At 57.0% G+C, this 24168-nt stretch carries 25 protein-coding genes; 18 read left to right on the top strand and 7 right to left on the bottom strand.

The genetic code is table 11. The annotated features are described in order from the left end of the window. Positions 1–19: 19 nt before the first annotated feature. A complete protein-coding gene (locus tag IMQ56_RS08715; protein ID WP_023304334.1) occupies positions 20–1189 on the bottom strand; it encodes a M20 aminoacylase family protein in 1170 nt (389 codons plus the stop codon). Between the two features lie 171 nt (positions 1190–1360). Here IMQ56_RS08715 and IMQ56_RS08710 point away from each other — a divergent pair, with 171 nt between their 5' ends. Then, positions 1361–3715 carry a helix-turn-helix domain-containing protein gene (locus IMQ56_RS08710; protein ID WP_032654822.1) on the top strand — a complete coding sequence of 785 codons (2355 nt, stop codon included), beginning with the start codon at positions 1361–1363 and terminating at the stop codon, positions 3713–3715. Here the strand turns inward: IMQ56_RS08710 and queD are convergent. Next, entirely contained in the window at positions 3700–4065 is a 366-nt protein-coding gene (gene queD, locus IMQ56_RS08705; protein WP_006811776.1) for a 6-carboxytetrahydropterin synthase QueD, read from the bottom strand. The genes IMQ56_RS08710 and queD overlap by 16 nt on opposite strands. A 303-nt stretch (positions 4066–4368) precedes the next feature. Between queD and cysJ the strand changes: the two genes are divergently transcribed. The 3 genes from cysJ to cysH all read left to right on the top strand — a co-directional run bounded on the left by cysJ (position 4369) and on the right by cysH (position 8720). After that, positions 4369–6174 carry an NADPH-dependent assimilatory sulfite reductase flavoprotein subunit gene (gene cysJ / locus IMQ56_RS08700; protein WP_032654820.1) on the top strand — a complete coding sequence of 602 codons (1806 nt, stop codon included), beginning with the start codon at positions 4369–4371 and terminating at the stop codon, positions 6172–6174. Then, positions 6174–7886: an assimilatory sulfite reductase (NADPH) hemoprotein subunit gene (gene cysI / locus IMQ56_RS08695; protein WP_015571717.1), complete on the top strand. Its 1713-nt coding sequence runs from the start codon at positions 6174–6176 to the stop codon at positions 7884–7886. Before cysJ ends, cysI begins: the two co-directional genes overlap by 1 nt. Positions 7887–7985: 99 nt before the next feature. After that, complete coding sequence (gene cysH / locus IMQ56_RS08690; protein ID WP_017382820.1) at positions 7986–8720, top strand: phosphoadenosine phosphosulfate reductase; 735 nt, start codon at positions 7986–7988, stop codon at positions 8718–8720. Between the two features lie 95 nt (positions 8721–8815). On the opposite strand, the gene IMQ56_RS08685 is transcribed toward cysH, so the two are convergent. Further along, positions 8816–9859, bottom strand: coding sequence for an aminopeptidase (locus IMQ56_RS08685; protein WP_015571715.1), 1044 nt, complete (start codon positions 9857–9859; stop codon positions 8816–8818). 237 nt (positions 9860–10096) lie between these two features. Between IMQ56_RS08685 and cysG the strand changes: the two genes are divergently transcribed. From cysG to IMQ56_RS08630, 11 genes are all read left to right on the top strand, one after another. After that, positions 10097–11455, top strand: coding sequence for a siroheme synthase CysG (gene cysG / locus IMQ56_RS08680; RefSeq protein ID WP_196063852.1), 1359 nt, complete (start codon positions 10097–10099; stop codon positions 11453–11455). Positions 11456–11464: 9 nt separating this feature from the next. Next, a complete protein-coding gene (cysD, locus tag IMQ56_RS08675) occupies positions 11465–12373 on the top strand; it encodes a sulfate adenylyltransferase subunit CysD (RefSeq protein WP_006811770.1) in 909 nt (302 codons plus the stop codon). Positions 12374–12382: 9 nt separating this feature from the next. Then, the gene (cysN, locus tag IMQ56_RS08670) at positions 12383–13807 is read left to right on the top strand and encodes a sulfate adenylyltransferase subunit CysN (protein WP_047738387.1); all 1425 of its coding nucleotides are present in this window, start codon (positions 12383–12385) and stop codon (positions 13805–13807) included. Then, positions 13807–14412, top strand: a complete 606-nt coding sequence (cysC, locus tag IMQ56_RS08665; RefSeq protein ID WP_015571713.1) for an adenylyl-sulfate kinase — start codon at positions 13807–13809, stop codon at positions 14410–14412. The genes cysN and cysC overlap by 1 nt, the downstream gene beginning before the upstream one ends. Before the next feature lie 58 nt (positions 14413–14470). Further along, positions 14471–14797, top strand: coding sequence for a DUF3561 family protein (locus IMQ56_RS08660; RefSeq protein ID WP_032649313.1), 327 nt, complete (start codon positions 14471–14473; stop codon positions 14795–14797). Positions 14798–14876: 79 nt separating this feature from the next. After that, positions 14877–15188 carry a cell division protein FtsB gene (gene ftsB / locus IMQ56_RS08655; RefSeq protein ID WP_003862095.1) on the top strand — a complete coding sequence of 104 codons (312 nt, stop codon included), beginning with the start codon at positions 14877–14879 and terminating at the stop codon, positions 15186–15188. Positions 15189–15207: 19 nt separating this feature from the next. Beyond that, on the top strand, positions 15208–15918 hold the full coding sequence (ispD, locus tag IMQ56_RS08650) for a 2-C-methyl-D-erythritol 4-phosphate cytidylyltransferase (RefSeq protein WP_017692759.1): 711 nt from the start codon (positions 15208–15210) through the stop codon (positions 15916–15918). After that, positions 15918–16397, top strand: coding sequence for a 2-C-methyl-D-erythritol 2,4-cyclodiphosphate synthase (ispF, locus tag IMQ56_RS08645; RefSeq protein ID WP_003862097.1), 480 nt, complete (start codon positions 15918–15920; stop codon positions 16395–16397). The genes ispD and ispF overlap by 1 nt, the downstream gene beginning before the upstream one ends. Further along, a complete protein-coding gene (gene truD, locus IMQ56_RS08640) occupies positions 16394–17443 on the top strand; it encodes a tRNA pseudouridine(13) synthase TruD (protein ID WP_039269910.1) in 1050 nt (349 codons plus the stop codon). Before ispF ends, truD begins: the two co-directional genes overlap by 4 nt. After that, positions 17424–18185, top strand: a complete 762-nt coding sequence (surE, locus tag IMQ56_RS08635) for a 5'/3'-nucleotidase SurE (protein WP_017382816.1) — start codon at positions 17424–17426, stop codon at positions 18183–18185. Before truD ends, surE begins: the two co-directional genes overlap by 20 nt. After that, positions 18179–18805, top strand: a complete 627-nt coding sequence (locus tag IMQ56_RS08630; protein ID WP_015571709.1) for a protein-L-isoaspartate(D-aspartate) O-methyltransferase — start codon at positions 18179–18181, stop codon at positions 18803–18805. Before surE ends, IMQ56_RS08630 begins: the two co-directional genes overlap by 7 nt. Positions 18806–18899: 94 nt before the next feature. Here the strand turns inward: IMQ56_RS08630 and IMQ56_RS22995 are convergent, their stop codons facing one another. Next, positions 18900–19031 carry a peptidase gene (locus IMQ56_RS22995; protein WP_336624881.1) on the bottom strand — a complete coding sequence of 44 codons (132 nt, stop codon included), beginning with the start codon at positions 19029–19031 and terminating at the stop codon, positions 18900–18902. Between IMQ56_RS22995 and nlpD the strand changes: the two genes are divergently transcribed. After that, the gene (gene nlpD, locus IMQ56_RS08625) at positions 18973–20046 is read left to right on the top strand and encodes a murein hydrolase activator NlpD (protein WP_223864621.1); all 1074 of its coding nucleotides are present in this window, start codon (positions 18973–18975) and stop codon (positions 20044–20046) included. The genes IMQ56_RS22995 and nlpD overlap by 59 nt on opposite strands. A gap of 59 nt (positions 20047–20105) precedes the next feature. Next, positions 20106–21098 (top strand): RNA polymerase sigma factor RpoS, encoded by a 993-nt coding sequence (gene rpoS, locus IMQ56_RS08620; RefSeq protein WP_013098493.1) that lies wholly within the window; start codon positions 20106–20108, stop codon positions 21096–21098. A 50-nt stretch (positions 21099–21148) separates the two neighbouring features. Here rpoS and IMQ56_RS08615 read toward each other — a convergent pair whose 3' ends face one another. Both IMQ56_RS08615 and IMQ56_RS08610 read right to left on the bottom strand, forming a co-directional pair. Then, positions 21149–21526, bottom strand: coding sequence for a DUF4440 domain-containing protein (locus tag IMQ56_RS08615; RefSeq protein WP_017382815.1), 378 nt, complete (start codon positions 21524–21526; stop codon positions 21149–21151). After that, positions 21523–22725, bottom strand: a complete 1203-nt coding sequence (locus tag IMQ56_RS08610; protein WP_196063851.1) for an MFS transporter — start codon at positions 22723–22725, stop codon at positions 21523–21525. Before IMQ56_RS08610 ends, IMQ56_RS08615 begins: the two co-directional genes overlap by 4 nt. 109 nt (positions 22726–22834) lie before the next feature. Between IMQ56_RS08610 and IMQ56_RS08605 the strand changes: the two genes are divergently transcribed. Next, complete coding sequence (locus IMQ56_RS08605) at positions 22835–23722, top strand: LysR family transcriptional regulator (RefSeq protein WP_017382813.1); 888 nt, start codon at positions 22835–22837, stop codon at positions 23720–23722. Here the strand turns inward: IMQ56_RS08605 and IMQ56_RS08600 are convergent. Then, complete coding sequence (locus IMQ56_RS08600) at positions 23719–24126, bottom strand: MarR family transcriptional regulator (protein ID WP_017382812.1); 408 nt, start codon at positions 24124–24126, stop codon at positions 23719–23721. The two genes, IMQ56_RS08605 and IMQ56_RS08600, sit on opposite strands and share 4 nt — an antisense overlap. Between the last annotated feature and the right edge of the window lie 42 nt (positions 24127–24168).

Genomic DNA, 24168 nt, shown 5'->3' with positions numbered 1-24168 from the left:
CCTCCCGGGAAGGTGCGAATCAGCGCAGATAGTGTTCGGTCAGTGCGGCCCACAGCGCCGCGCCGGTGAGGAGAATGTTGTCGTTAAAGTCGTAGCCCGGGTTATGTACCATGCAGCGGTCAGGCTCATCCCCGGCGCCAAGCGTGAAATAGCATCCATTGGGATTTTTCTCGAGCATGAAAGCAAAGTCCTCGCTGCCCATAAACGCATTGACCTCCGCGACGGCATCCTGACCGAACAGATCGGTGGCGACGCTGCGCACCATCTCGTTGGCTTGCGGATTGTTTTTCAGCACCGGGCTGCCGTTAATGTGTCGAATGGTGGCCGTCGCATTGAAACTTTCCGCCTGTGCAACGGCGATATCATGGATACGCTGTAGCACGGTTTGCCGCACGCTTTCATCCAGCGTGCGCACGGTAAGTTTCATCAATACTTTGTCGTTGATAATGTTAGGGGCGTGCCCGGCCTGAATGCTGCCTACGGTAACGACGGCTGGCTGGAAGGGGGTAATGTTGCGCGAAACAATCGACTGCAACGCGATAGTGATATGGCAGGCAACCAGGGTGGCGTCAACGGTATGTTCTGGCACCGCGCCATGACCACCCACGCCGTTAACCTCAATATGAAGGGTATCGGAAGAGGCCATCATGGCGCCATCGCGCAGACCAATTTTTCCGAGGGGCTGTGACGGCATATTGTGCAGACCAAAGATGTGGTCGCAGGGGAACAGGTCAAACAAACCGTCCTCTACCATAACGCGTCCGCCATACAGAAGTTCTTCCGCGGGCTGAAAAATAAGGTGCAGCGTGCCGTTAAAATTACGGGTGCGTGCCAGGTACTCCGCTGCATACAGGAGCGTTGTGGTGTGGCCGTCATGACCGCAGCCGTGGAATTTACCCTCAACGGTACTGCTCCACGCCTTGCCGTTGTTTTCCTGCATTGGCAGCGCATCCATATCGGCGCGCAGGCCCAGGCGTTTATGCCCGTTACCCACCTTCAGTGTGCCGACCACACCGGTTTTCGCCAGGCCGCGATGAACCTCATATCCCCATTCCTGAAGCAGAGCTGCAACGCGATCGCTCGTGTTGTGCTCCTCAAAACCAATTTCAGGATGCTGATGAAAATAGTGACGTAATTCAGTGAACCGGGCTTCGTTGCCACGCAGAGCTTCGATAATTGGATGTGTCATTTTTGTTATCCTTTTTCTGCCAAACGATGATAATTTCGAGTCTATGACGATCGTCCCGCCTGAAAATGCATTTTTTTGTTGTAAAGCGACGGCTTTATTTTGATTGTTTTTCATACAATTCAGTTATGACAAAAAAGATCAGGTCATTTTTTGTCTTTGGTGAGGGGTAAGATGGCGCAACGGGGAGATGAATTTTGGATAGAGATTCAGGACATTCGCCACTGCGTGGAGGATGAAGGCGATACGCTAACGTTGCTCTGGGTGCTGGAAGGGCGGGCAGAGCTGAACACCGATGTGGGACGTGACATCCTGGAGGCCAATACCCTTGCTATCATCAACCGTCATCGGCGCTGGCAGTTCACGAGCGAAACGGCAAATGTCACCCTGCGCGTAACCCTTTCCGGGCGCTGGGTCGTCCAGCTCTGCAATGATTTTTTTGCCCATGATTATGCTGTACCGGCAGAAGCCGGAGGCGTCTGGCCCCAATGCGATGCGCTTCGCGATCTGCTGCGCCAGCTTCTTGTGGTCACCCTCATCAACGACCCGCACCGCTACCGGCTGGAGGCGTACCGCTGGCTGAGCGAGATATTGCTGTTGCTGACCAGCCGCTTTCAACAGCCCGCCCGTATGCTGTCCCGGGAACTTTCATCAGCGCACAGCAAACGCATCGCCCGGGTGATAGAGCGGATCAATGCCAGTTATTCCCGCCGTATTACGCTTGCGGAAATCGCCGCGAGTGAATATGTCTCTGAAGCCTGGCTCTCTCGTCTCTTTCGCAAGGAGGTGGGGATCAGTTTCATGCAGTACATCACCCACCTGCGGCTGGAAAAGGCGGCCGACGCTCTCCGGCTGACGAACCGACCGCTGCATCAGATTGCGCTTGAGCAGGGTTTCGCCAGCACGCGTATGATGAGCGATCGGTTCAGGCGTGTTCACAATATGTCTCCGGGTGAGTTTCGTAAGGCCCGGCGCCAGCACCCGGAGGCGGCACGTATTCGGACGGACAGGCGTGAGCAGCGCTATCCGGTCGCCGTGGACAAGCTGTTTAGCCTGCTCAATGAACCGGTGGCGCGCGGTTGGGGAGCCTCGCCGCTCATCGTTCATCCGCAGCAGGAGCAGAGCCTGGATCTTGAGCAGCTTAATCCTCTTTCTGCCTCGCTGCGCCGTATGCGGGTGGTCATTACCCTGCGTGAGCTCGACGATTTGCTGCGTGAGGACGTTCGACAAAATCTGGAGGCGATAAATGAGGCCATTCCCATTGAGGGGATTGATATCGCCGAACCTTTTCTCAGCAGTCGTCTGTTTGCCACCGGGTGGGATGACCCCCAGATGGCGGGCTACGCCTGCTGGTACAATCTGCATCAGCTCTTCACCTGGCTGGCAAAAAAGCAGTGGACGGTGCTACTGCACACCGGCGTAACGACCCGTCGCGATCTTCTGACCCGTTTTTTACAACAGTCGGTTAATCATTTTTCGCCAGAGATCACCGCGGGCTGGCACTTCGTCATGCACTGGTCAACACAGGCAAGTGAGGAGACCCGGGAGCAGGTCTGGCTGGCCCAGCAAAAGGCAATACGAACTTATCTTCCGCAGGCAAAGTTTGGTTTATGGCACCGATTTGCCCCCGTCAGCGCGGGCGTAAGCGACGATACCCTGTTCAGTTCAGCCATCCTGATGCAGGCCGATTTTCTTGCCTGTTCGGCCGATGCCAATGAGCTTCTCGATCCCGCGCAACTGGGGGCAACCCCTCTCTCCTCAACGGAAAATTATCCGATACTGAAGGTCCGCCAGATCCTCGCTGCCCTTCGCTTGCGTAAATGTTCGCTTCCCGTCTGGCTTCTCTCCTGGAATACCCTCACCGGCAACACGCGGGCGACAAACGGCTGGTTTTTTCGTGGGGCGTTGCTGATGCAGAACCTGCTCGGACTTTCGGAGCAGGTCTGGCTGGCGGGATTCTGGCTCAATTCGGGCCTTCAGGGAGAAGCCCGTGCAAACAACACCATCGATACCTCAAGCCTGGCGCTACAGTATAACCATGGTCTGCCGCGTCCGGTTTATTGGGTACTCTGGCTCTGGCAACGTCTGCGGGGCGAGGTGCTGGTCAATGATAAGCGTGTCCTGCTTACGCGCCATCTCAATGGTTATCAGCTGTTGCTGCGTAATGTGGTGGTTTTTAATCCGCTGCTTTCCAGTGAAGAAGCATTCATCCAGCGTTTTCGCCAGCAGTATCATTTACACCTGAAGGGAATGTGCGGTAAATGGCGAATTAAATGTCATCTGTTTGATCAGCACAACGGCGCGCTCTATCCGTTACTTGAAGGGGTTGGCAGCGAAAGCGGCCCTGATGAAGAGATGTGGCGCTGGATAGCGCATAAAGCGCGTCCAACGCTTTCCGTACGCGATGAACGCCTTTATGACGGCTGGCAACTGAGTGAATCACTGGAGAGTAATGCGCTGGTGCTCTACGAGTTTACGCCGCTCGTGCCTCGTGAGGCCGCAACGGAGGAGATTCACTCCCCGCGGTAGACGCAGCCTGCCGTGCAGGTCTCTTTGATCATCACTGCGCTCAGCAGCGGGACCAGCGGTTTCATCTGATCCCAAATCCATTTCGCCAGCACTTCGCTGGTCGGGTTTTCAAGGCCCGGAATATCATTCAGATAGTAGTGATCGAGACGATCGTAGGTCGGCTTAAACGCAGCCTTCAGTTCGGCAAAGTCCATGATCCAGCCCGTATGGGGATCGACTTCACCGGTGATTTCAAGACGCACCATAAACGAGTGTCCATGCAGGCGGCCACATTTGTGTCCGGCAGGAACGTGTGGAAGGTGGTGTGCGGCTTCGAAGGTGAAATCTTTAAACAGTGTGGTGGACATCATAGCTCTCAGGAATGCGGAAAAAACCGCCGCATAGTACCGGAAAGCACAATTTTTATCATTAACTAAAACGGCTCTGAACGGTCACCGCCTCGTATTCATGGTGTTTATCGGCCTTTATTGTTTTATTTCAAAAAGTTATTTAATCGCTTTTATCGTTAAGAACGATAACTAAAACAGGTTAGTCCATTTGGTTATTTATTATTTCCATCCCTTCTTTAATTGTTATTATCCCCGCCGTTAACCTTATCTTCAGTTTGGATTTATTCGCTTAAAGTCCGCTTTGCTACTGGAACATAACGACGCATGACAACACAGGCCCCACCTTCAAATTTGCTTCCCCTTAACCCGGAGCAACTGGCGCGCCTCCAGGCCGCGACTTCCGATTTTTCACCCACCCAGCTCGCCTGGGTCTCCGGCTATTTCTGGGGAATGCTCAATCAGCAGCCGGGTGCTGTGGCTGGCGTCCCGCCAACGGCCGTTGAAATTCCTGCCATCACGCTTATCTCCGCTTCGCAAACGGGTAATGCCCGTCGTGTGGCCGAAGCGCTGCGTGATGACCTGCTCGCCGCGAAGCTGAACGTTAACCTGGTCAACGCCGGGGATTATAAATTCAAACAGATCGCGTCAGAAAAACTGCTGGTGGTGGTGGCGTCAACGCAGGGGGAAGGTGAGCCTGCGGAAGAAGCCGTCGCGCTGCATAAGTTCCTGTTCTCGAAAAAAGCGCCCAGGCTGGAGGGCACCGCCTTTGCCGTCTTCGGCCTCGGTGATACGTCCTATGAATTTTTCTGCCAGTCCGGTAAAGACTTCGACAGCAAGCTGGCGGAGCTGGGTGCAGAGCGCCTGCTGGATCGCGTAGACGCTGATGTCGAATACCAGGCCGCCGCCGCCGAATGGCGGACGCGCATCGTTGAGGTGCTGAAGGCCCGCGTCCCGAAAGAGACGCCAGCGCAAGCCGCCGTTACCGCAGCGGGCACCGTCAACGAAATCCACACCAGCCCTTACACGAAAGAGGCGCCGCTGACGGCGAGCCTGTCGGTAAACCAGAAAATCACGGGCCGTGATTCGGAAAAAGACGTGCGCCATATCGAAATCGATCTCGGTGACTCCGGCCTGCGTTATCAGCCTGGCGATGCGCTGGGCGTCTGGTATCAGAACGATCCGGCGCTGGTGAAAGAGCTGGTCGAGCTGCTGTGGCTGAAAGGCACGGAGCCGGTCCAGGTGGAAGGTAAAACCTTACCGCTCTCTGAGGCGCTTCAGTGGCATTTCGAGCTGACGGTGAACACCGCCAACATCGTTGAAAACTTCGCCACCTTAACGCGCAGCGAGTCCCTTCTGCCGCTGGTGGGGGACAAGACGAAGTTACAGCATTACGCCGCGACGACGCCGATTGTCGACATGGTGCGTTTCTCCCCGGCACAGCTGGATGCCGACGCGCTGATCGGCCTGCTGCGTCCGCTGACGCCGCGTCTTTACTCCATCGCCTCTTCACAGGCGGAAGTGGAAAACGAAGTCCACATCACCGTTGGCGTGGTGCGTTACGACATCGAAGGCCGCGCGCGGGCGGGCGGGGCGTCGGGCTTCCTGGCCGACCGCGTGGAAGAAGAGGGCGAGGTGCGCGTCTTTATCGAACACAACGACAACTTCCGCCTGCCGGCGAACCCGGAAACGCCGGTGATCATGATTGGCCCGGGCACCGGCATCGCACCGTTCCGCGCCTTTATGCAGCAGCGTGCAGCGGACGAGGCGCCGGGTAAAAACTGGCTGTTCTTCGGCAACCCGCATTTTACTGAAGATTTCCTCTACCAGGTTGAATGGCAGCGCTACGTCAAAGAGGGCGTGCTGACCCGCATCGATCTGGCCTGGTCCCGCGATCAGAAAGAAAAAGTATACGTACAAGACAAACTGCGCGAACAGGGCGCAGAGCTGTGGCGCTGGATCAATGACGGCGCCCACATTTATGTCTGCGGCGACGCCAATCGCATGGCGAAAGACGTTGAGCAGGCACTGCTGGAAGTGATTGCCGAATTCGGCGGTATGGATGCCGAAACGGCGGATGAATTTTTAAGTGAGCTGCGCGTAGAGCGCCGTTATCAGCGAGATGTCTACTAATGAGCGAAAAACATCCTGGCCCACTGGTGGTCGAAGGCAAACTGTCTGATGCCGAGCGCATGAAGGTAGAGAGCAACTACCTGCGCGGTACCATTGCCGAAGATTTAAATGACGGCCTGACCGGCGGTTTCAAAGGCGACAACTTCCTGCTGATCCGTTTCCACGGTATGTACCAGCAGGACGACCGCGATATCCGCGCCGAACGTGCCGAACAGAAGCTGGAGCCGCGTCATGCGATGCTGCTGCGCTGCCGCCTGCCGGGTGGCATCATCACCACCAAACAGTGGCAGGCGATCGACAAGTTTGCCGGTGAAAACACGATTTACGGCAGCATCCGTCTGACTAACCGTCAGACCTTCCAGTTCCACGGCATTCTGAAGAAAAACGTCAAGCCGGTGCACCAGATGCTGCACTCCGTGGGGCTGGACGCGCTGGCGACCGCCAACGACATGAACCGTAACGTGCTTTGCACCTCGAACCCGTATGAGTCCGAGCTGCACGCCGAAGCGTACGAGTGGGCGAAGAAGATCTCCGAGCACCTGCTGCCACGCACGCGTGCCTATGCGGAGATCTGGCTCGATCAGGAGAAAGTCGCGACCACGGACGAAGAGCCGATCCTCGGTCAGACCTACCTGCCGCGCAAATTCAAGACCACGGTGGTTATCCCGCCGCAGAACGATATCGACCTGCACGCCAACGACATGAACTTCGTGGCGATTGCCGAAAATGGCAAGCTGGTCGGCTTTAACCTGCTGGTGGGCGGCGGTTTGTCCATCGAGCATGGGAACAAGAAAACCTACGCCCGCACCGCGAGCGAGTTCGGCTTCCTGCCGCTGGAGCACACGCTGGCCGTGGCTGAGGCGGTGGTTACTACCCAGCGCGACTGGGGCAACCGTACCGACCGTAAAAACGCGAAAACCAAATACACCCTGGAGCGTGTAGGCGTCGAGACGTTCAAAGAAGAAGTGGAGCGTCGCGCGGGGATCAAGTTTGAGCCGATCCGCCCTTACGAATTCACCGGTCGCGGCGATCGCATTGGCTGGGTGAAAGGTATCGATAATAAATGGCACCTGACGCTGTTTATTGAAAACGGTCGTATTCTGGATTATCCGGGCCGCCCGCTGAAAACCGGTCTGCTGGAAATTGCTAAGATCCATAAAGGCGAGTTCCGCATTACCGCCAACCAGAACCTGATTATTGCCGGCGTGCCGGAAAGCCAGAAGGCGAAGATCGAGAAGCTGGCGCGCGATCATGGGTTGATGAATGCGGTTAAACCGCAGCGTGAAAACTCGATGGCCTGCGTGTCGTTCCCGACCTGCCCGCTGGCGATGGCCGAAGCGGAACGTTTCCTGCCGTCCTTCACTGATAAAGTGGAAGCGATTCTGGAAAAACACGGTATTCCGGACGAGCATATTGTTATGCGCGTCACCGGCTGCCCGAACGGCTGCGGTCGCGCGATGCTGGCCGAGCTGGGTCTGGTGGGCAAAGCGCCGGGTCGTTACAACGTGCACCTTGGCGGCAACCGTATGGGGACGCGCATTCCGCGTATGTACCGTGAAAATATTACGGAACCGGAAATTCTTGATTCCATCGACGAGCTTGTCGGGCGCTGGGCGAAAGAGCGCGAAGCGGGTGAAGGCTTCGGCGACTTTACGGTGCGTGCGGGCATCATTCGCCCGGTGCTCGATCCCGCCAGGGATTTCTGGGAGTAACGCATCCTTTGCCCGGTGGCGCTTCGCTTACCGGGCCTACGGGTTTTGTAGGCCGGGCAAACGCAGTGCCGCCCGGCAAAACAGGCAAACGAGGTTCTTATGTCCGTACTCGATCTTAACGCCCTTAATGACCTGCCAAAAGTCGAACGCATTCTGGCCCTGGCAGAAACCAACGCCCAGCTGGAAAAACTCGACGCCGAAGGGCGCGTGGCGTGGGCGCTGGAAAACCTGCCGGGTGACTATGTGCTGTCGTCAAGCTTTGGCATCCAGGCGGCGGTCAGCCTGCACCTGGTGAATCGGATCCGCCCGGACATTCCGGTGATCCTCACCGATACCGGCTATCTGTTCCCGGAGACCTACCAGTTTATTGACGAGCTGACGGACAAGCTCAAGCTTAACCTCAAAGTTTACCGCGCGACGGAAAGCGCGGCCTGGCAGGAGGCGCGCTACGGCAAGCTGTGGGAACAGGGCGTTGAGGGCATTGAGAAATACAATGAGATCAACAAGGTCGAGCCGATGAACCGGGCGCTGAAAGAGTTGAACGCTCAGACCTGGTTCGCGGGCCTGCGCCGCGAGCAGTCCGGGAGCCGGGCAACGCTGCCGGTGCTGGCGGTGCAGCGCGGCGTGTTCAAAGTGCTGCCGATCATCGACTGGGATAACCGCACGGTGTACCAGTATCTGCAAAAGCACGGGCTGAAGTACCATCCGCTGTGGGATCAAGGCTACCTGTCGGTAGGCGACACCCATACCACGCGTAAATGGGAACCGGGAATGGCGGAAGAAGAGACGCGATTCTTTGGGCTGAAGCGCGAGTGCGGGCTGCACGAAGGGTAATGTTTTTTCGCCCGGTGGCGGCTACGCCTTACCGGGTCTACAACGGCACGAAACGTAGGCCCGGTAAGGCGTAGCCGCCACCGGGCTTAACGACATCAGGCTTTCCCCGCTTTCGCCAGCTCCTTCACCAGCGGCAGCATCACCTTCACGACATCCCGGCTGCGGTGCTCAATCCGCTGCGGCAGCGCTTTATCAATGTGCTGCTGATTATCCAGCCGCACATCATGCCAGCTGGTCCCGTCCGGAAAGGCTTTCGATTTGCTGCGCTGCTGATAGCCATCTTTTTTGCCCAGCGCCCAGTTCGTCGCCTCGACGTACAGCACCGGAATGCCCGCCTTATCAAACACTTCACCGTCATTACAGCAGCCTGTGCCTTTAGGATACTGCGGGTTACCGCCCGGATTTGTCGCGGCATAGACGCCATGCGTGCGGGCAAGCGCCAGCGCGCGGTCGCGGGTGAGTTTACGTACGCTGCTCGGCGTGCTCTGTCCGCTATTAAAATAGAGCTTATCCCCCACGATCAGATTATCGAGGTTAATCACCAGCAACGTATTTTTCTTCTCCTCAGCGCTCATGCGCTTAAGGAGATTCTCAGCGCCGAGTTTTCCTTCTTCTTCGCCGCTGGTCGCAACAAAGCGAATGCTGTATTTCGTCGGAATATTCTTCAGGCGTTCGGCCAGCTCAAGCATCACGCCCAGCCCCGCCGCATTGTCATCCAGTCCCTGAAGCGTCAGCCCGCCGAGGTTATTATCGACATCGGCGTCGCTCAACGGCGTGTAGGTATCAAGGTGCGCCATAATAATAATCTGCTCAGCCGCCTTTCCTTCGTGCGCCGCAATGACCGTGCTGCCGGTTACGTTATGCCAGTTCTGCGTTTTATTGCGTGTGGTATAGATGTAGCGGCTGTGGAAAGCGCGAATGTCGCTCTCATAGCCCATATCCGCAAACTGCTGACGAATATAGTCTGCCGAGAGCATCTCGGCTGGGGTTCCGGTCATACGGCCCGGAAAGACCGTCGCAATATGCCGCGCCTGCATACTGGCTATTTCACCGTAAGATTGATTTTTTGCCTGAGCCGGAAGGATAAAGCAAACGCCGAGCGCCAGGGCAACGAATCGGTGGCGCATTGCGGAAAACATAGAGAGTCCTTAAAAACAGAGCAAAATTTTAACCCGCATAGTATGAAACTGTGATCGGGTAGACACAATTTGAATTGCTCCTAAATGCCCGAAATTTCGCGTGTTAAGCACTTTTTGATATTTGCTTTTCCACGGCGTTATTCCATTGAGTAACTACTCATTCCAATTCGTAATTTCATTCGATCTAAGCCGCCCCCTATAGTCCGTTTATTCGTGGTTGTTAGTGAGTTGTTGCCTGTGGACTATCTCCCCCTTTTTGCTGCCTTAAAAGACCGACCGGTACTGGTTGTCGGGACGGGTGAAATTGCCGATCGCAAAATCGCCTTCCTGCAACGCGCCGGGGCGCAGGTGCAGATTGTTGCAGAGGCGGATTTTGAAGAGTCTCAGATCGACAGCGTGGTGCTGGTGATTGCGGCAACCGAAGATCGGCCGCTCAACCGCCGCATCTCCGACGCAGCTCAGGCCCGTCACCGTCTGGTGAACGTGGTAGACGACCAGCCGTTATGTTCATTTATCTTCCCGTCGATTGTCGACCGCTCGCCGCTGCTGGTGGCGATCTCCTCCGGCGGCACCGCCCCGGTGCTGGCGCGCGTGCTGAGAGAAAAAATCGAAGCGCTGCTGCCGACCAGCCTCGGACGCATGGCGGAGAAGGCCAGCTACTGGCGCAACCATTTGAAAACGCGTCTGACCAGCGTGACGGAACGCCGTCGCTTCTGGGAGCGTGTGTTTCGCGGCCGCTTTGCCAGCCTGATGCAGGCCGGTAACGAGACGGCGGCGCAACAAATTCTCGAAGACGAACTGGATAACCCCGGCAGTACGGGCGGAGAGATCATTCTGGTGGGCGCCGGGTCGGGCGATGCCGGGCTGCTCACTCTGCGTGGCCTCCAGGTTCTTCAGGATGCGGATATCGTGTTCTATGACCACCTTGTCACCGACGGTATTCGCGAGCTGATCCGCCGTGACGCGGAGCAAATTTGCGTCGGCAAACGTGCCGGCGAGCACTCCGTGCCCCAGCACGACACCAACCAGATGCTGATTGCCGCTGCGAAAGCGGGCAAGACCGTGGTGCGCCTGAAAGGGGGCGACCCGTTTATCTTCGGTCGTGGTGGCGAGGAGTTGCAGGCGGCAGCCGAAGCGGGCGTCCCGTTCCAGGTGGTCCCCGGCATTACGGCGGCGTCTGCCGTCACGGCCTACGCCGGTATTCCGCTGACCCATCGCGATTACGCCCAGAGCGTGACCTTTGTGACCGGCCACTATAAAGCCGACAGCACGCCGTTTGACTGGTCACATCTCGCCCAGAGCCGACAAACGCTGGCGATTTATATGGGCACGATGAAAGCGGCAGACATCAGCGAACAGCTTATTCAGCACGGTCGCGATGCGACGACGCCGGTAGCGGTGATCTCCCGCGGGACACGCGTCGATCAGCATGTCGCCATCGGCACCTTACAAGACCTTGCAACCCTGGCGAAAGACGCCCCAATGCCCGCCCTGATCGTGGTGGGAGAAGTGGTGCAGCTGCACAGCACGCTCGCCTGGTTCCAACACACAACCGACACAGAAGGCTTTGGCGCTTCTGTTATAAATTTGGCTTAAGGAACGGTTATGGACCAAAAACGACTTACTCACCTGCGGCAGCTCGAAGCGGAAAGTATCCACATTATCCGCGAAGTGGCCGCCGAGTTTTCTAACCCGGTGATGATGTACTCCATCGGTAAAGATTCCAGCGTCATGCTGCACCTGGCGCGTAAAGCGTTTTATCCGGGTACGCTGCCGTTCCCGCTGTTACACGTGGATACCGGCTGGAAATTCCGCGAGATGTACGAGTTTCGTGACCGTACCGCCAAAGCCTACGGCTGCGAGCTGCTGGTGCACAAAAACCCGGAAGGGGTGGCGATGGGCATCAACCCGTTCGTGCACGGCAGCGCCAAGCATACCGACATCATGAAAACCGAAGGGCTGAAGCAGGCGCTGAATAAATACGGTTTTGATGCGGCCTTCGGCGGCGCGCGCCGTGACGAAGAGAAATCCCGCGCCAAAGAGCGTATCTACTCCTTCCGCGACCGCTTCCACCGCTGGGACCCGAAAAACCAGCGTCCGGAGCTGTGGCACAACTACAACGGCCAGATCAACAAGGGCGAAAGCATTCGCGTCTTCCCGCTCTCCAACTGGACCGAGCTGGATATCTGGCAGTACATCTATCTGGAAAATATTGAGATCGTTCCGCTGTATCTGGCGGCCGAACGCCCGGTGCTGGAGCGCGACGGCATGCTGATGATGATCGACGACGATCGCATTGATTTACAGCCGGGCGAAGTGATCAAAAAACAGATGGTCCGTTTCCGCACCCTCGGCTGCTGGCCGTTAACCGGCGCGGTGGAATCCAGTGCGCAGACGCTGCCGGAGATCATCGAGGAGATGCTGGTGTCGACCACCAGTGAGCGACAGGGCCGCGTGATTGACCGCGACCAGGCAGGCTCCATGGAGCTGAAGAAACGTCAGGGTTATTTCTAAGGAGCCGCCATGAATACGACTATTGCCCAACAAATTGCCGATGAAGGCGGCGTAGAAGCTTATCTGCACGCCCAACAGTACAAAAGTCTGCTGCGTTTCCTGACCTGCGGCAGCGTCGATGACGGGAAAAGTACCCTGATTGGTCGTCTGCTGCATGACACGCGCCAGATCTACGAAGACCAGCTCTCTTCCCTGCACAATGACAGTAAACGCCACGGCACCCAGGGCGAAAAACTCGACCTGGCGCTGCTGGTGGACGGCTTGCAGGCGGAGCGCGAGCAGGGCATTACCATTGATGTCGCCTATCGCTACTTCTCTACCGAAAAGCGCAAATTTATTATCGCCGACACCCCGGGGCACGAGCAGTACACCCGTAACATGGCGACCGGCGCGTCCACCTGTGACCTGGCGATCCTGCTGATCGACGCCCGTAAAGGCGTGCTGGATCAGACTCGTCGTCACAGCTTTATCTCTACGCTGCTGGGGATCAAGCATCTGGTGGTGGCGGTGAACAAAATGGATCTGGTGGACTACAGCGAAGCGCGTTTCGACGAGATCCGCCAGAGCTACCTGACCTTTGCTGAACAGCTGCCGGGCAACCTCGATATTCGCTTTGTGCCGCTGTCGGCGCTGGAAGGGGATAACGTCGCCTCTCAGAGCGCGAACATGCCGTGGTACAGTGGCCCGACGCTGCTGGAAGTGCTGGAAACCGTTGAAATTCAGCGCGTGGTCGATACCCAGCCGATGCGCTTCCCGGTGCAGTACGTGAACCGTCCGAACCTCGATTTCCGCGGCTTCTCGGGCACGATTGCCTCCGGCGCAGTGAAGGTGGGCCAGCGCGTCAAGGTGCTGCCGTCCGGCGTGGAATCGGCCATTGCCCGAATCGTCACCTTTGATGGCGATCTGGACGAAGCCGGGGCAGGTGAAGCGGTAACCCTGGTACTGAAAGACGAAATTGATATCAGCCGCGGCGACCTGCTGGTCGACGCGCAGGAAACGCTGGCGGCGGTGCAGGGCGCATCCGTGGACGTGGTGTGGATGGCGGAACAGCCGCTGACCGCAGGCCAGAGCTATGACATTAAAATCGCCGGCAAGAAAACCCGCGCCCGCGTGGACGGCATTCAGTTCCAGGTGGACATCAACAACCTGACCCACCGTGACGTGAGCGAGCTGCCGCTGAACGGCATCGGTCTGGTGGACCTGACCTTCGACGAGCCGCTGGTGCTGGATCCGTATCAGCAGAACCCGGTGACGGGCGGGCTGATCTTTATCGACCGCCTGACGAACGTCACCGTCGGTGCCGGGATGGTGCGTGAGCCAAACGCGCAGGCTGCCGTGGCCTCTGAGTTCAGCGCGTTTGAGCTGGAGCTTAACGCGCTGGTGCGTAAGCACTTCCCGCACTGGGGCGCACGCGATCTGCTGGGAGGCAAGTAATGGCTGCCCATGATGAGAACGTCGTCTGGCATCCTCATCCGGTCACCGTCGCCCAGCGCGAACAGCTCCACGGTCACCGTGGGGTTGTGCTGTGGTTTACCGGGCTGTCTGGCTCCGGTAAATCCACGGTGGCAGGCGCGCTGGAAGAGGCGCTGCATCAGCAAGGGGTGAGCACCTACCTGCTGGACGGCGACAACGTGCGTCACGGCCTGTGCAGCGATTTAGGGTTCAGCGATGAAGACCGTAAAGAGAACATTCGTCGGGTAGGAGAGGTCGCCAGCCTGATGGCGGATGCCGGGCTGGTGGTGCTGACGGCGTTTATCTCACCGCACCGCGCCGAACGTCAGATGGTGCGCGAGCGTGTGGGGCAGAATCGCTTTATTGAAGTGTTTGTGGATACGCCGCTGGCAATCTGCGAAGCGCGCGATCCAAAAGGGCTGTACAAAAAAGCCCGCGCGGGAGAGCTGCGAAACTTCACCGGCATTGACTCGGTTTACGAAGCGCCTGAATCCCCTGAGATTCATCTGGAAGGCCAACAATTGGTAACAAATTTAGTAAGCCAATTATTAGACCTGCTCAGACGGGACGATATTATCAGATCCTGAGACGGTATCGTTCGGGAGCTGTCTTCCCGAGCGATGAGTCACGGTCACAGGATTAGCTATGCGCAACAGTGAAAACTACATGATTACCACCGGGTCGGAACCGTTAACGACCGACGACGAGACGACCTGGTCCTTCCCTGGGGCGATAGTCGGCTTCGCGTCGTGGTTACTGGCGCTGGGTATCCCGTTTTTGATCTATGGTGGTAACACCCTCTTTTTCTTCCTCTACACCTGGCCTTTCTTCCTGGCGCTGATGCCCGTTGCGGTGGTTGTGGGCGTGGCGCTGCACTCCCTTTTCAACGGCAAGCTCCTGTATAGTACGTTCATCACTATCGCCACCGTTGTGGTTATCTTTGGCCTGCTGTTTTTATGGCTGATGGGCTAACTTACGGCATAATTAAAACCCCGCAGTAGAGTCCAGCGGAAAGTTATGGGATGATGATGCCGTTTTTTCAGGGGGCAGGATGGGTAAACTAACGCTGCTGTTGCTGGCTTTGCTGGTCTGGCTGCAATATTCGCTGTGGTTCGGCAAAAACGGACTGCACGACTACAGCCGGGTGAGCGATGACGTCGCGGCACAGCAGGCTACAAACGCCAAACTTAAAGCGCGTAACGATCAACTTTTTGCTGAAATTGATGACCTCAATGGCGGCCAGGAGGCGATTGAGGAACGCGCACGCAATGAACTCAGTATGACTAAGCCGGGCGAAACGTTTTATCGCCTGGTTCCGGATGCGTCTAAACGCAATCAGGGCTCCGCACAAAACAATCGATAATCAGGCCCAGGATTACGACATGGCAGCAACTTTTTCGGACGTCTGTGCCGTGGTGCCGGCCGCAGGTTTTGGCCGGCGCATGCAGACAGAATGTCCTAAGCAGTACCTCTCAATTGGCGATAAAACGATCCTCGAGCACGCCGTGGCAGCGCTGCTGGCGCATGCCCGGGTGAAACGCGTGGTTATTGCCATCAGCCCCGGCGATGCGCGTTTTGCGCAACTCCCGCTGGCAAATCATCCTCAGATTACCGTTGTTGACGGCGGCGCCGAGCGGGCCGACTCTGTTCTGGCGGGCATTCAGGCTGCCGGGAACGCGCAGTGGGTGCTGGTGCACGATGCCGCGCGTCCCTGTCTGCATCACGACGATCTGTCACGTCTGCTGGCCCTGAGTGAAACCAGTAACGTGGGCGGCATTCTGGCCGCCCCGGTGCGTGACACCATGAAGCGTGCCGAACCGGGTAAACCGGCGATTGCCCACACCGTCGAGCGCGTCGATCTCTGGCACGCGCTGACGCCACAATTTTTTCCCCGCGAATTACTCCACGACTGCTTAACGCGTGCGCTTAAAGAAGGTGCGACCATTACGGACGAAGCCTCGGCGCTGGAGTATTGCGGTTTTCACCCAACGCTTGTTGAAGGGCGCGCTGATAATATAAAAGTGACGCGCCCGGAAGACTTACAGCTCGCGGAATTTTATCTTACCCGTACGACCCCTCAGGAGAAGGCATAATGCGTATTGGACACGGTTTTGATGTACACGCCTTTGGCGGCGTTGGCCCAATTATCATCGGCGGCGTGCGCATTCCTTACGAAAAAGGTCTGCTGGCGCATTCTGATGGCGACGTGGCGCTGCATGCGCTGACCGACGCGCTGCTGGGTGCCGCCGCGCTGGGCGACATTGGCAAACTGTTCCCGGACACCGATCCTGCTTTTAAAGGCGCAGACAGCCGCGAACTGCTGCGCGAAGCCTGGCGTCGTATTCAGGCCAAAGGCTACACCCTCGGCAACGTTGATGTGACGATCATTGCTCAGGCACCGAAGATGCTGCCGCACATCCCTCAGATGCGCGTGTTTATCGCTGAAGATCTGGGCTGCCATATGGACGACGTCAATGTCAAAGCGACTACCACGGAGAAGCTGGGCTTTACCGGTCGTGGCGAAGGCATTGCCTGTGAAGCCGTGGCGCTGCTGGTGAAGGCGGCCAAATGACGGATTTCGACAACCTGACGTATCTGCACGGTAAACCGCAGGGCAAGGGGCTGCTGAAAGCCAACCCTGAAGATTTCGTGGTAGTGGAAGATCTGGGTTTTGAGCCGGACGGCGAAGGCGAGCACATCCTGGTGCGCATTCTGAAAAACGGCTGCAACACCCGCTTCGTGGCGGACGCGCTGGCAAAATTCCTCAAAATCCACGCCCGCGAAGTGAGCTTTGCCGGTCAAAAAGATAAACATGCCGTGACCGAACAGTGGCTTTGCGCACGCGTGCCCGGCAATGCCATGCCCGATTTAAGCAAATTTGAGCTTGAGGGCTGTAAGGTACTGGAGTATGCCCGCCACAAACGCAAATTGCGTCCGGGAGCGTTGAAAGGCAACGATTTCACGCTAGTGCTGCGTGAAGTGGCCGACCGCGATGACGTTGAAAAACGCCTGAAGGCCATTACCGAACGCGGCGTGCCAAACTATTTTGGCGCACAGCGCTTTGGCATTGGTGGCAGCAACCTGCTGGGCGCGCTGCGCTGGGCGCAAAGCAGCGCGCCGGTGCGCGACAGGAATAAACGCAGTTTTTGGTTGTCGGCAGCCCGCAGTGCGTTGTTTAATCAGATTGTGAGCGAACGGCTGAAAAAACCGGACGCCAATCAAGTTGTTGTCGGCGATGCGCTACAATTAGCGGGACGCGGAAGCTGGTTTGTGGCAACGGCCGATGAGATGGCCGATGCCCAGTCGCGCGTGGACGCTAAAGCGCTGATGATTACCGCCGCCTTGCCGGGCTCAGGCGACTGGGGAACCCAGGGCGAGGCGCTGGCCGCTGAGCAGTCAGCGGTGGCGGATGCGCCAGAATTACAATCATTGCTGGTGCGGGAAAAAGTCGAGGCGGCGCGCCGTGCGATGCTCCTCTACCCGCAACAGCTGAGCTGGAACTGGTGGGATGACGTAACCGTCGAGTTACGCTTCTGGCTGCCGGCAGGTAGCTTTGCCACCAGTGTTGTCAGGGAACTTATCAACACGTCGGGTGATTATGCGAATATTGCTGAGTAACGATGACGGGATCCATGCGCCAGGTATTCAGACGCTGGCGAAACACCTCCGCGAATTTGCGGATGTGCAGGTCGTGGCTCCCGATCGTAACCGCAGTGGCGCGTCTAACTCATTGACGCTGGAGTCTTCACTTCGCACCTTTACCTTTGAGAATGGCGATATTGCCGTCCAGATGGGGACGCCGACCGATTGCGTGTTTCTGGGCGTAAATGCGCTGATGCGCCCGCGGCCGGATGTTGTGGTCTCCGGCATCAATGCCGGGCCGAATCTTGGCGATGATGTGATTTACTCCGGCACCGTGGCCGCGGCGATGGAGGGGCGTCACCTGGGGTTCCCGGCGCTGGCGGTCTCGTTAAACGGCCACACCCACTATGACACTGCCGCCGCGGTAACCTGCTCTATTCTCCGTGCGCTTGGCCGCGAGCCGCTGCGTACCGGACGTATCCTCAATATTAACGTGCCGGATCTCCCGCTGGACGAGATTAAAGGGATCCGCGTGACGCGCTGCGGCAGTCGCCATCCGGCCGATCAGGTTATTCCCCAGCAGGATCCGCGCGGCAATACCCTGTACTGGATCGGCCCGCCGGGAGATAAATGCGATGCCGGGCCAGACACCGACTTCGCTGCGGTGGATGAGGGTTACGTTTCCGTTACGCCGTTGCACGTAGATTTAACCGCTTATAGCGCGCATGATGTGGTGTCGGACTGGTTAGATCGGGTCGGAGTGAACGCGCAATGGTAAGTAAACGTGTACAAACTCTTCTGGAACAATTACGCGCACAGGGGATCGCCAACGAGCAGGTGCTGGATGCGCTTGCCCAGGTTCCCCGTGAGAAGTTTGTAGATGAGGCGTTTGAACACAAAGCGTGGGAAAACGTGGCGCTGCCCATCGGGCAAGGCCAGACGATTTCGCAGCCTTACATGGTGGCGCGTATGACGGAGCTTCTGGAGTTAACGCCAGACTCCCGGGTGCTGGAAATTGGCACCGGTTCAGGGTATCAGACCGCGATCCTGGCCCACCTTGTGCACCATGTCTGTTCCGTGGAACGGATTAAAGGCTTGCAGTGGCAGGCGCGCCGTCGCCTGAAACAGCTTGATTTACATAATGTATCGACACGCCACGGCGATGGATGGCAGGGTTGGCAGGCTCGCGCCCCGTTTGACGCCATAATAGTCACGGCCGCGCCACCTGAAATTCCCGCTGCACTTCTCTCGCAGCTGGACGAGGGCGGCATTCTAGTTTTGCCCGTCGGCGATGAGCAGCAGCTTTTAAAGCGCGTTCGTCGACGCGGCGGCGAGTTTATTATCGATACCGTGGAAGCCGTGCGCTTTGTGCCTCTGGTTAAGGGCGAGCTGGCCTGAGACTCGGATTTTTCCAGGGTTATTGAGGCAAATTCAGCGTATGGTGTGGCGCGATAGGTTCGTGCCATCACGGTTATTTTTAAGTCACTGGTAGTTAACACATTCCTGGGGGATAAATGAGCGCGGGAAGCCCAAAATTCACCATCAGCCGTGTTGCGGCATTATCACTGGTTTCGCTCTGGCTGGCAGGCTGTACAAGTTCTGACAATGCACCTGCGCCCGTCAGTTCCGTCAATGGAACCAGCGGCTCGGGTAACACGTCCAGCGGAATGTTGATTACCCCTCCGCCTAAAATGGGCACGTCCACGGCGCAGCAAACTCCGCAGATCCAGCCGGTTCAGCGTCCAGTTACGCAGCCTTCGCAGATTCAGCCAGTGGATCAGCCTGTTCAGACCGAAAATGGCCGCATAGTGTATAACCGTAAGTATGGGAACATTCCGAAAGGTAGCTATACCGGCGGCAGCACCTATACCGTGAAGCGCGGCGATACGCTGTTCTATATTGCCTGGATCACCGGGAACGATTTCCGCGATCTGGCACAGCGAAACAACGTCCAGGCCCCGTATGGTCTGGAAGTCGGGCAAACGCTTCAGGTTGGCAACGCGACGGGGACACCGCTTACGCCAGGCAACACCGTTTCAGCGGCCGACGTAACTGCGCAAAATAACAGCGTCACCCCTGCACAAAAAACCACCACGGTGGTTGCTTCACAACCTGTAATTACGTATTCTGAGGATTCAGGTGATCAGAGTGCTAACAAAATGTTGCCGAATAATAAAGGTACTGCGACTGTTGTCACAGCACCGACTACGGCACCTGTGGTTAGCTCTACTGTACCGACTGCAAGCAGTCAGAATGCCAGCTCGTCAATCACCACCTGGCGCTGGCCAACTGACGGCAAGATTATCGAGAACTTCGCTACCTCTGAGGGGGGCAACAAAGGGATCGATATCGCAGGCAGTAAAGGACAGGCAATCATCGCGACCGCAGACGGGCGCGTTGTCTATGCCGGTAACGCACTGCGCGGTTACGGTAATCTTATTATCATCAAACATAATGATGATTACCTGAGTGCCTACGCCCATAACGACACTATGCTGGTCCGGGAACAACAAGAAGTTAAGGCGGGGCAAAAAATCGCTACCATGGGTAGCACCGGAACCAGTTCTACACGCTTGCATTTTGAAATTCGTTACAAGGGGAAATCCGTAAACCCGCTGCAATATTTACCGCAGCGATAAATTGACGGGGCATGCCAGCCAGGGTGTCTCGTCCAGGGATCACGGGTAGGAGCCACCTTATGAGTCAGAATACGCTGAAAGTTCATGATTTAAATGAAGACGCGGAATTTGATGAGAACGGAGCAGAGGCTTTTGACGAAAAAGCCTTAGTAGAAGAGGAACCCAGTGATAACGATTTGGCTGAAGAAGAGCTGTTATCGCAGGGTGCCACACAGCGTGTGCTGGACGCGACTCAGCTTTACCTTGGGGAGATTGGTTACTCCCCACTGCTAACGGCCGAAGAAGAAGTCTATTTCGCACGTCGTGCTTTGCGTGGTGATGTTGCCTCGCGTCGTCGCATGATCGAAAGTAACCTGCGACTGGTCGTGAAAATTGCCCGCCGTTACGGCAATCGTGGTCTGGCTCTGCTGGATCTGATTGAAGAGGGCAACTTAGGTCTCATCCGCGCAGTTGAGAAGTTTGACCCGGAACGCGGGTTCCGTTTCTCAACCTACGCGACCTGGTGGATTCGTCAGACCATCGAACGGGCTATTATGAACCAGACCCGTACGATCCGACTGCCGATCCACATCGTCAAAGAGTTGAATGTTTATCTGCGTACCGCGCGCGAGTTGTCCCATAAACTGGACCACGAGCCAAGTGCGGAAGAGATTGCAGAGCAACTCGACAAACCGGTTGATGACGTAAGCCGTATGCTGCGTCTCAACGAGCGCATTACCTCGGTTGACACCCCGCTGGGTGGCGACTCCGAAAAAGCGCTGCTGGACATCCTGGCCGATGAAAAAGACAACGGCCCGGAAGACACCACGCAGGACGATGACATGAAACAGAGCATCGTCAAATGGTTGTTCGAACTGAACGCCAAACAGCGTGAAGTGCTGGCACGTCGTTTCGGTTTACTGGGGTATGAAGCTGCGACACTGGAAGACGTCGGCCGTGAGATTGGCCTGACCCGTGAACGTGTTCGTCAGATTCAGGTTGAAGGACTACGCCGCCTGCGTGAAATCCTGCAAGGGCAAGGTCTGAATATCGAAGCGCTGTTCCGCGAGTAAGCAACCATTCGTCAGAAAAGGCCCGTCGTGAGACGGGCCTTTTTTATGCCTTACGGCTGCGCCGTTTCGTGCAGAAAACGCCAGGTGATGTTATCCCCTTCCTGATTAAGCACTGCGGTTGACCAGCGCACGTTGACGGGCTGGCCTGGCCGGGTTTGCGTTTCCCGGTAATGGAGCACTGCGCCGTTGTCCCATGTCTGAAGCGTTGTTAACGCATCAATGTCGATCCTGAGCCCCGGTCGGGTTCCCCGCTGCGCATATAAAAATTGGGCAAGCGCGTGATGATCTAAAGGGTTGCCACTCGGTGGAACCATCAGAAAATCCGGACGGAAACGGGCGAGCAGGGCGTCCCGATCGCCTTCGCCTGCACCTAACCAGTTTTCAAGGGCGACGTGAATGTCGAGGATCTCTTGTTCGAAATGGGTCATGGTTGCTCCTGTTGCAGTTGCGCAAGTAACTGCGTGTTGTTAAGACGGTAGACGTACAGTACGGGCAGTAGGGTGATGACTGCGGCAAAAACAAACATCCCGTGCCAGGCGGCCAGCGGCGCGACATAATCCTGCATGAAGCTCAGCGCCTGCGCCAGCAGCAGAGCGCCCGCAAAAAAGCTCAACTGACGATTCAGATTCCATAGCGCGCTGGCATCGGGCATATCTTCCGGTCGCATCGTCAAAAACGCGCTGCTCTGAGCCGTACTGCTGCAAAGGCTTCCCCCCGCGCCCATCAGCGCAAACGCAACGGCAGGTAGCAGCATTGCCGGGCCGACGTTAACTAAAAGCAGAATGCCCGTCGCCTGCAAAAGGCAACCGATGACCACCAGCGGCCGGGGGCCGATACGGTTGAAATAGCGTCCTGTCGCGGTGATAGCCAAAAACGAAGCCACAGACCACGGCAGCATAAGCATGCCCGTTGCGGCGGGTGTCATATTGGCCTCGCTCTGGAGGTAATACATGCCCGTTACGTTCACGCCGATAAAAATGCCGGATACGCACACATAGATAAGCATGGATAAGCGCAACAGCGGATCCGTCAGCAAAGACAGGTTTACTGTCCTGGTGGGGGTTATCGGCGACGGTTCTGTTTTAAGCCACGCGCAGGCCAAAGCAAAGGTGACAATGGCGACGGGCAGGGTGGCAAAAAATATCCAGCGCCAGCTGAATGTCTGAACCAGCATACCGCCCACAGCCGGTGAGCACGCGGGGGCAAGCAGTGCGACCAGCATCACCGCCGAGGAGAGTCTGGCCCGCTCATGAGGCTTAAACTGTTGCCAGGTCAGCGCCTGACCAACCGGGATCAGTAAACCCCCTCCGGCGCCCTGTACGACTCGCCAGGCAATCAGACTTTCCAGCGAAGATGAGAGACCCGCCGCAACGGAGGCCGCGCTAAAGAGAAGCAGTGAGAGCAGGATAACGCGCTTCGGCCCGACGCGGCGCGTCAGGATACTGCTGAAAGGGATGACTAGCGTCAGCCCGGCAATGTATCCGTTACTTACCCAGGCAAGCGCGGAAGGTGTGGTATTGAAAGCACGAGCCATCGCCGGAAAGGCGACGCTGGCAATAAACATGTTTATCAAATCAAGGAAAAAGCCGAGCAGAAAGACGACGGCGATTTTGCTGCGATACGTCATGGAAGTTCCTCCGGTGAGGTGGCGTATCGTATCGGCCCGCGCGTTACGGATAAACGCGACAAAGCACGATATACTGTCAACATTATTTTGACAGTTAACCAGGCAAGCGATGCTTAATTTACAGCGTACGGCGATGTTTATCGCCGTAGCGGACACCGGCAGTTTCACCGCCGCAGCGGAGGCGATGGGGCTGACAAAAGCGGTGGTCAGCTTTCATATTCGTCAGCTTGAAGAGGAGCTGGGCGTCACCCTGTTGCTGCGAACCACCCGACGCCTGACGCTGACCGAGGCGGGGAAGCTCTTTCATCAACGAAGCGTGATGCTGTTACGGGATGCAGAGCGATTGCAGGATGATGTTCGCGCCAACCACGCCGGGCTGACGGGAGAACTGCGGATCACCACCACGCCCGAATATGGCTCGCAGGTGGTGGTGCCTTTGCTGGCTGAATTTAGCCAGCTGCACCCGGACCTTCGCGTGCGGCATGTCTCGTCCTCTTTGCATGCCGATCTTATCGCCGAGCGCTTCGATGTCGCTATCCGGCTCGGCACGCTTGCAGATTCGCGCTACCACGCCGCGTTGATGACCTCCTTCACCATCTTGCCCGTGGCAACGCCAGGCTGGCTGGCAAACCATCCGGTTAACTCTCTGGAGCAGCTGGCGGAAGCGGACTGGATCATTCACGAGCGTTTAACCTCGCCGCTGCGCTGGCAGATGAGAGGCGTTGATGGGCAGCCGGTTTCCTTTGAGATCAAGAGAGCGCCGCGCCTGTATGCAGACAGCGCCCAGGCGCTGAAGGCTTTTGCCCTCGCGGGATGTGGAGTGGCGCTGCTGCCGGAGTGGCTGGTGCGAAACGCACTGGATGCAGGGGAACTGGTCTCGCTGTTACCGGCGTACACGTTCGCTCAGCAGGGCATCTATGCCGTTTATCCTGATGCCCGGCATGTGCCCGCGAAAGTGCGAACATTTATTGATTTTATGCGCGTCAGGGTTACTTAATTCTGCATCATCTTTTTAATGAGCGCTGAAAATTGCTCTCGTTCCGCGCCGTTAAGGCGCCCTAAAAACGCCTCATCCACCTCATTTCCAATCGGTTTACTGCTCTCAAGCAGGGCCTCACCTTCGGCCGTCAGAAAGACAAACCGACGGCGCTTGTCCGCCGGATCGTGCTCGCGCCTGACCAGGCCGCGTGCTTCCATGCGGCTCAGCATTTCTGCCAGCGTCGCTTTGGTGCTCACCGCGACTTCAGTCAGGGCAACCTGCTCAATGCCAGGATTTTCAGCAATTGACCGCATCACCGCATACTGTGGCTTTGTCAGTTCGGGCAATGCGTGCTGCCACTGGGCGGTATGCTGTTGAAAAAGCTGACGTAGCAGGTGGAAAGCTTCTTGTCTTAACTCCATGGACACTCCGACGGAAAAATACTCCCTCTATGATAGCCGCTC

It is taken from the genome of Enterobacter sp. Res13-Sevr-PEC09-46 (genome assembly GCF_015672585.1).
GTDB classification, from domain to species: domain Bacteria; phylum Pseudomonadota; class Gammaproteobacteria; order Enterobacterales; family Enterobacteriaceae; genus Enterobacter; species Enterobacter hormaechei_C.
The sequence above is the reverse complement of the archived record's forward strand: the minus strand, read 5'-3'. Positions and strand labels throughout refer to the sequence as shown.

What these genes read in the sequence shown, in the direction of transcription:
- IMQ56_RS08685 (WP_015571715.1), bottom strand. Translation starts at nt 9,859, where the DNA reads ATGTTTTCCGCAATGCGCCACCGATTCGTTGCCCTGGCGCTCGGCGTT.
- queD (WP_006811776.1), bottom strand. Translation starts at nt 4,065, where the DNA reads ATGATGTCCACCACACTGTTTAAAGATTTCACCTTCGAAGCCGCACAC.
- cysH (WP_017382820.1), top strand. Translation starts at nt 7,986, where the DNA reads ATGTCCGTACTCGATCTTAACGCCCTTAATGACCTGCCAAAAGTCGAA.
- cysC (WP_015571713.1), top strand. Translation starts at nt 13,807, where the DNA reads ATGGCTGCCCATGATGAGAACGTCGTCTGGCATCCTCATCCGGTCACC.
- cysN (WP_047738387.1), top strand. Translation starts at nt 12,383, where the DNA reads ATGAATACGACTATTGCCCAACAAATTGCCGATGAAGGCGGCGTAGAA.
- IMQ56_RS08715 (WP_023304334.1), bottom strand. Translation starts at nt 1,189, where the DNA reads ATGACACATCCAATTATCGAAGCTCTGCGTGGCAACGAAGCCCGGTTC.
- IMQ56_RS08630 (WP_015571709.1), top strand. Translation starts at nt 18,179, where the DNA reads ATGGTAAGTAAACGTGTACAAACTCTTCTGGAACAATTACGCGCACAG.
- ispD (WP_017692759.1), top strand. Translation starts at nt 15,208, where the DNA reads ATGGCAGCAACTTTTTCGGACGTCTGTGCCGTGGTGCCGGCCGCAGGT.
- rpoS (WP_013098493.1), top strand. Translation starts at nt 20,106, where the DNA reads ATGAGTCAGAATACGCTGAAAGTTCATGATTTAAATGAAGACGCGGAA.
- IMQ56_RS08710 (WP_032654822.1), top strand. Translation starts at nt 1,361, where the DNA reads ATGGCGCAACGGGGAGATGAATTTTGGATAGAGATTCAGGACATTCGC.
- ispF (WP_003862097.1), top strand. Translation starts at nt 15,918, where the DNA reads ATGCGTATTGGACACGGTTTTGATGTACACGCCTTTGGCGGCGTTGGC.
- IMQ56_RS08610 (WP_196063851.1), bottom strand. Translation starts at nt 22,725, where the DNA reads ATGACGTATCGCAGCAAAATCGCCGTCGTCTTTCTGCTCGGCTTTTTC.
- cysJ (WP_032654820.1), top strand. Translation starts at nt 4,369, where the DNA reads ATGACAACACAGGCCCCACCTTCAAATTTGCTTCCCCTTAACCCGGAG.
- surE (WP_017382816.1), top strand. Translation starts at nt 17,424, where the DNA reads ATGCGAATATTGCTGAGTAACGATGACGGGATCCATGCGCCAGGTATT.
- IMQ56_RS08615 (WP_017382815.1), bottom strand. Translation starts at nt 21,526, where the DNA reads ATGACCCATTTCGAACAAGAGATCCTCGACATTCACGTCGCCCTTGAA.
- IMQ56_RS08600 (WP_017382812.1), bottom strand. Translation starts at nt 24,126, where the DNA reads ATGGAGTTAAGACAAGAAGCTTTCCACCTGCTACGTCAGCTTTTTCAA.
- IMQ56_RS08605 (WP_017382813.1), top strand. Translation starts at nt 22,835, where the DNA reads ATGCTTAATTTACAGCGTACGGCGATGTTTATCGCCGTAGCGGACACC.
- cysI (WP_015571717.1), top strand. Translation starts at nt 6,174, where the DNA reads ATGAGCGAAAAACATCCTGGCCCACTGGTGGTCGAAGGCAAACTGTCT.
- truD (WP_039269910.1), top strand. Translation starts at nt 16,394, where the DNA reads ATGACGGATTTCGACAACCTGACGTATCTGCACGGTAAACCGCAGGGC.
- cysD (WP_006811770.1), top strand. Translation starts at nt 11,465, where the DNA reads ATGGACCAAAAACGACTTACTCACCTGCGGCAGCTCGAAGCGGAAAGT.
- IMQ56_RS08660 (WP_032649313.1), top strand. Translation starts at nt 14,471, where the DNA reads ATGCGCAACAGTGAAAACTACATGATTACCACCGGGTCGGAACCGTTA.
- ftsB (WP_003862095.1), top strand. Translation starts at nt 14,877, where the DNA reads ATGGGTAAACTAACGCTGCTGTTGCTGGCTTTGCTGGTCTGGCTGCAA.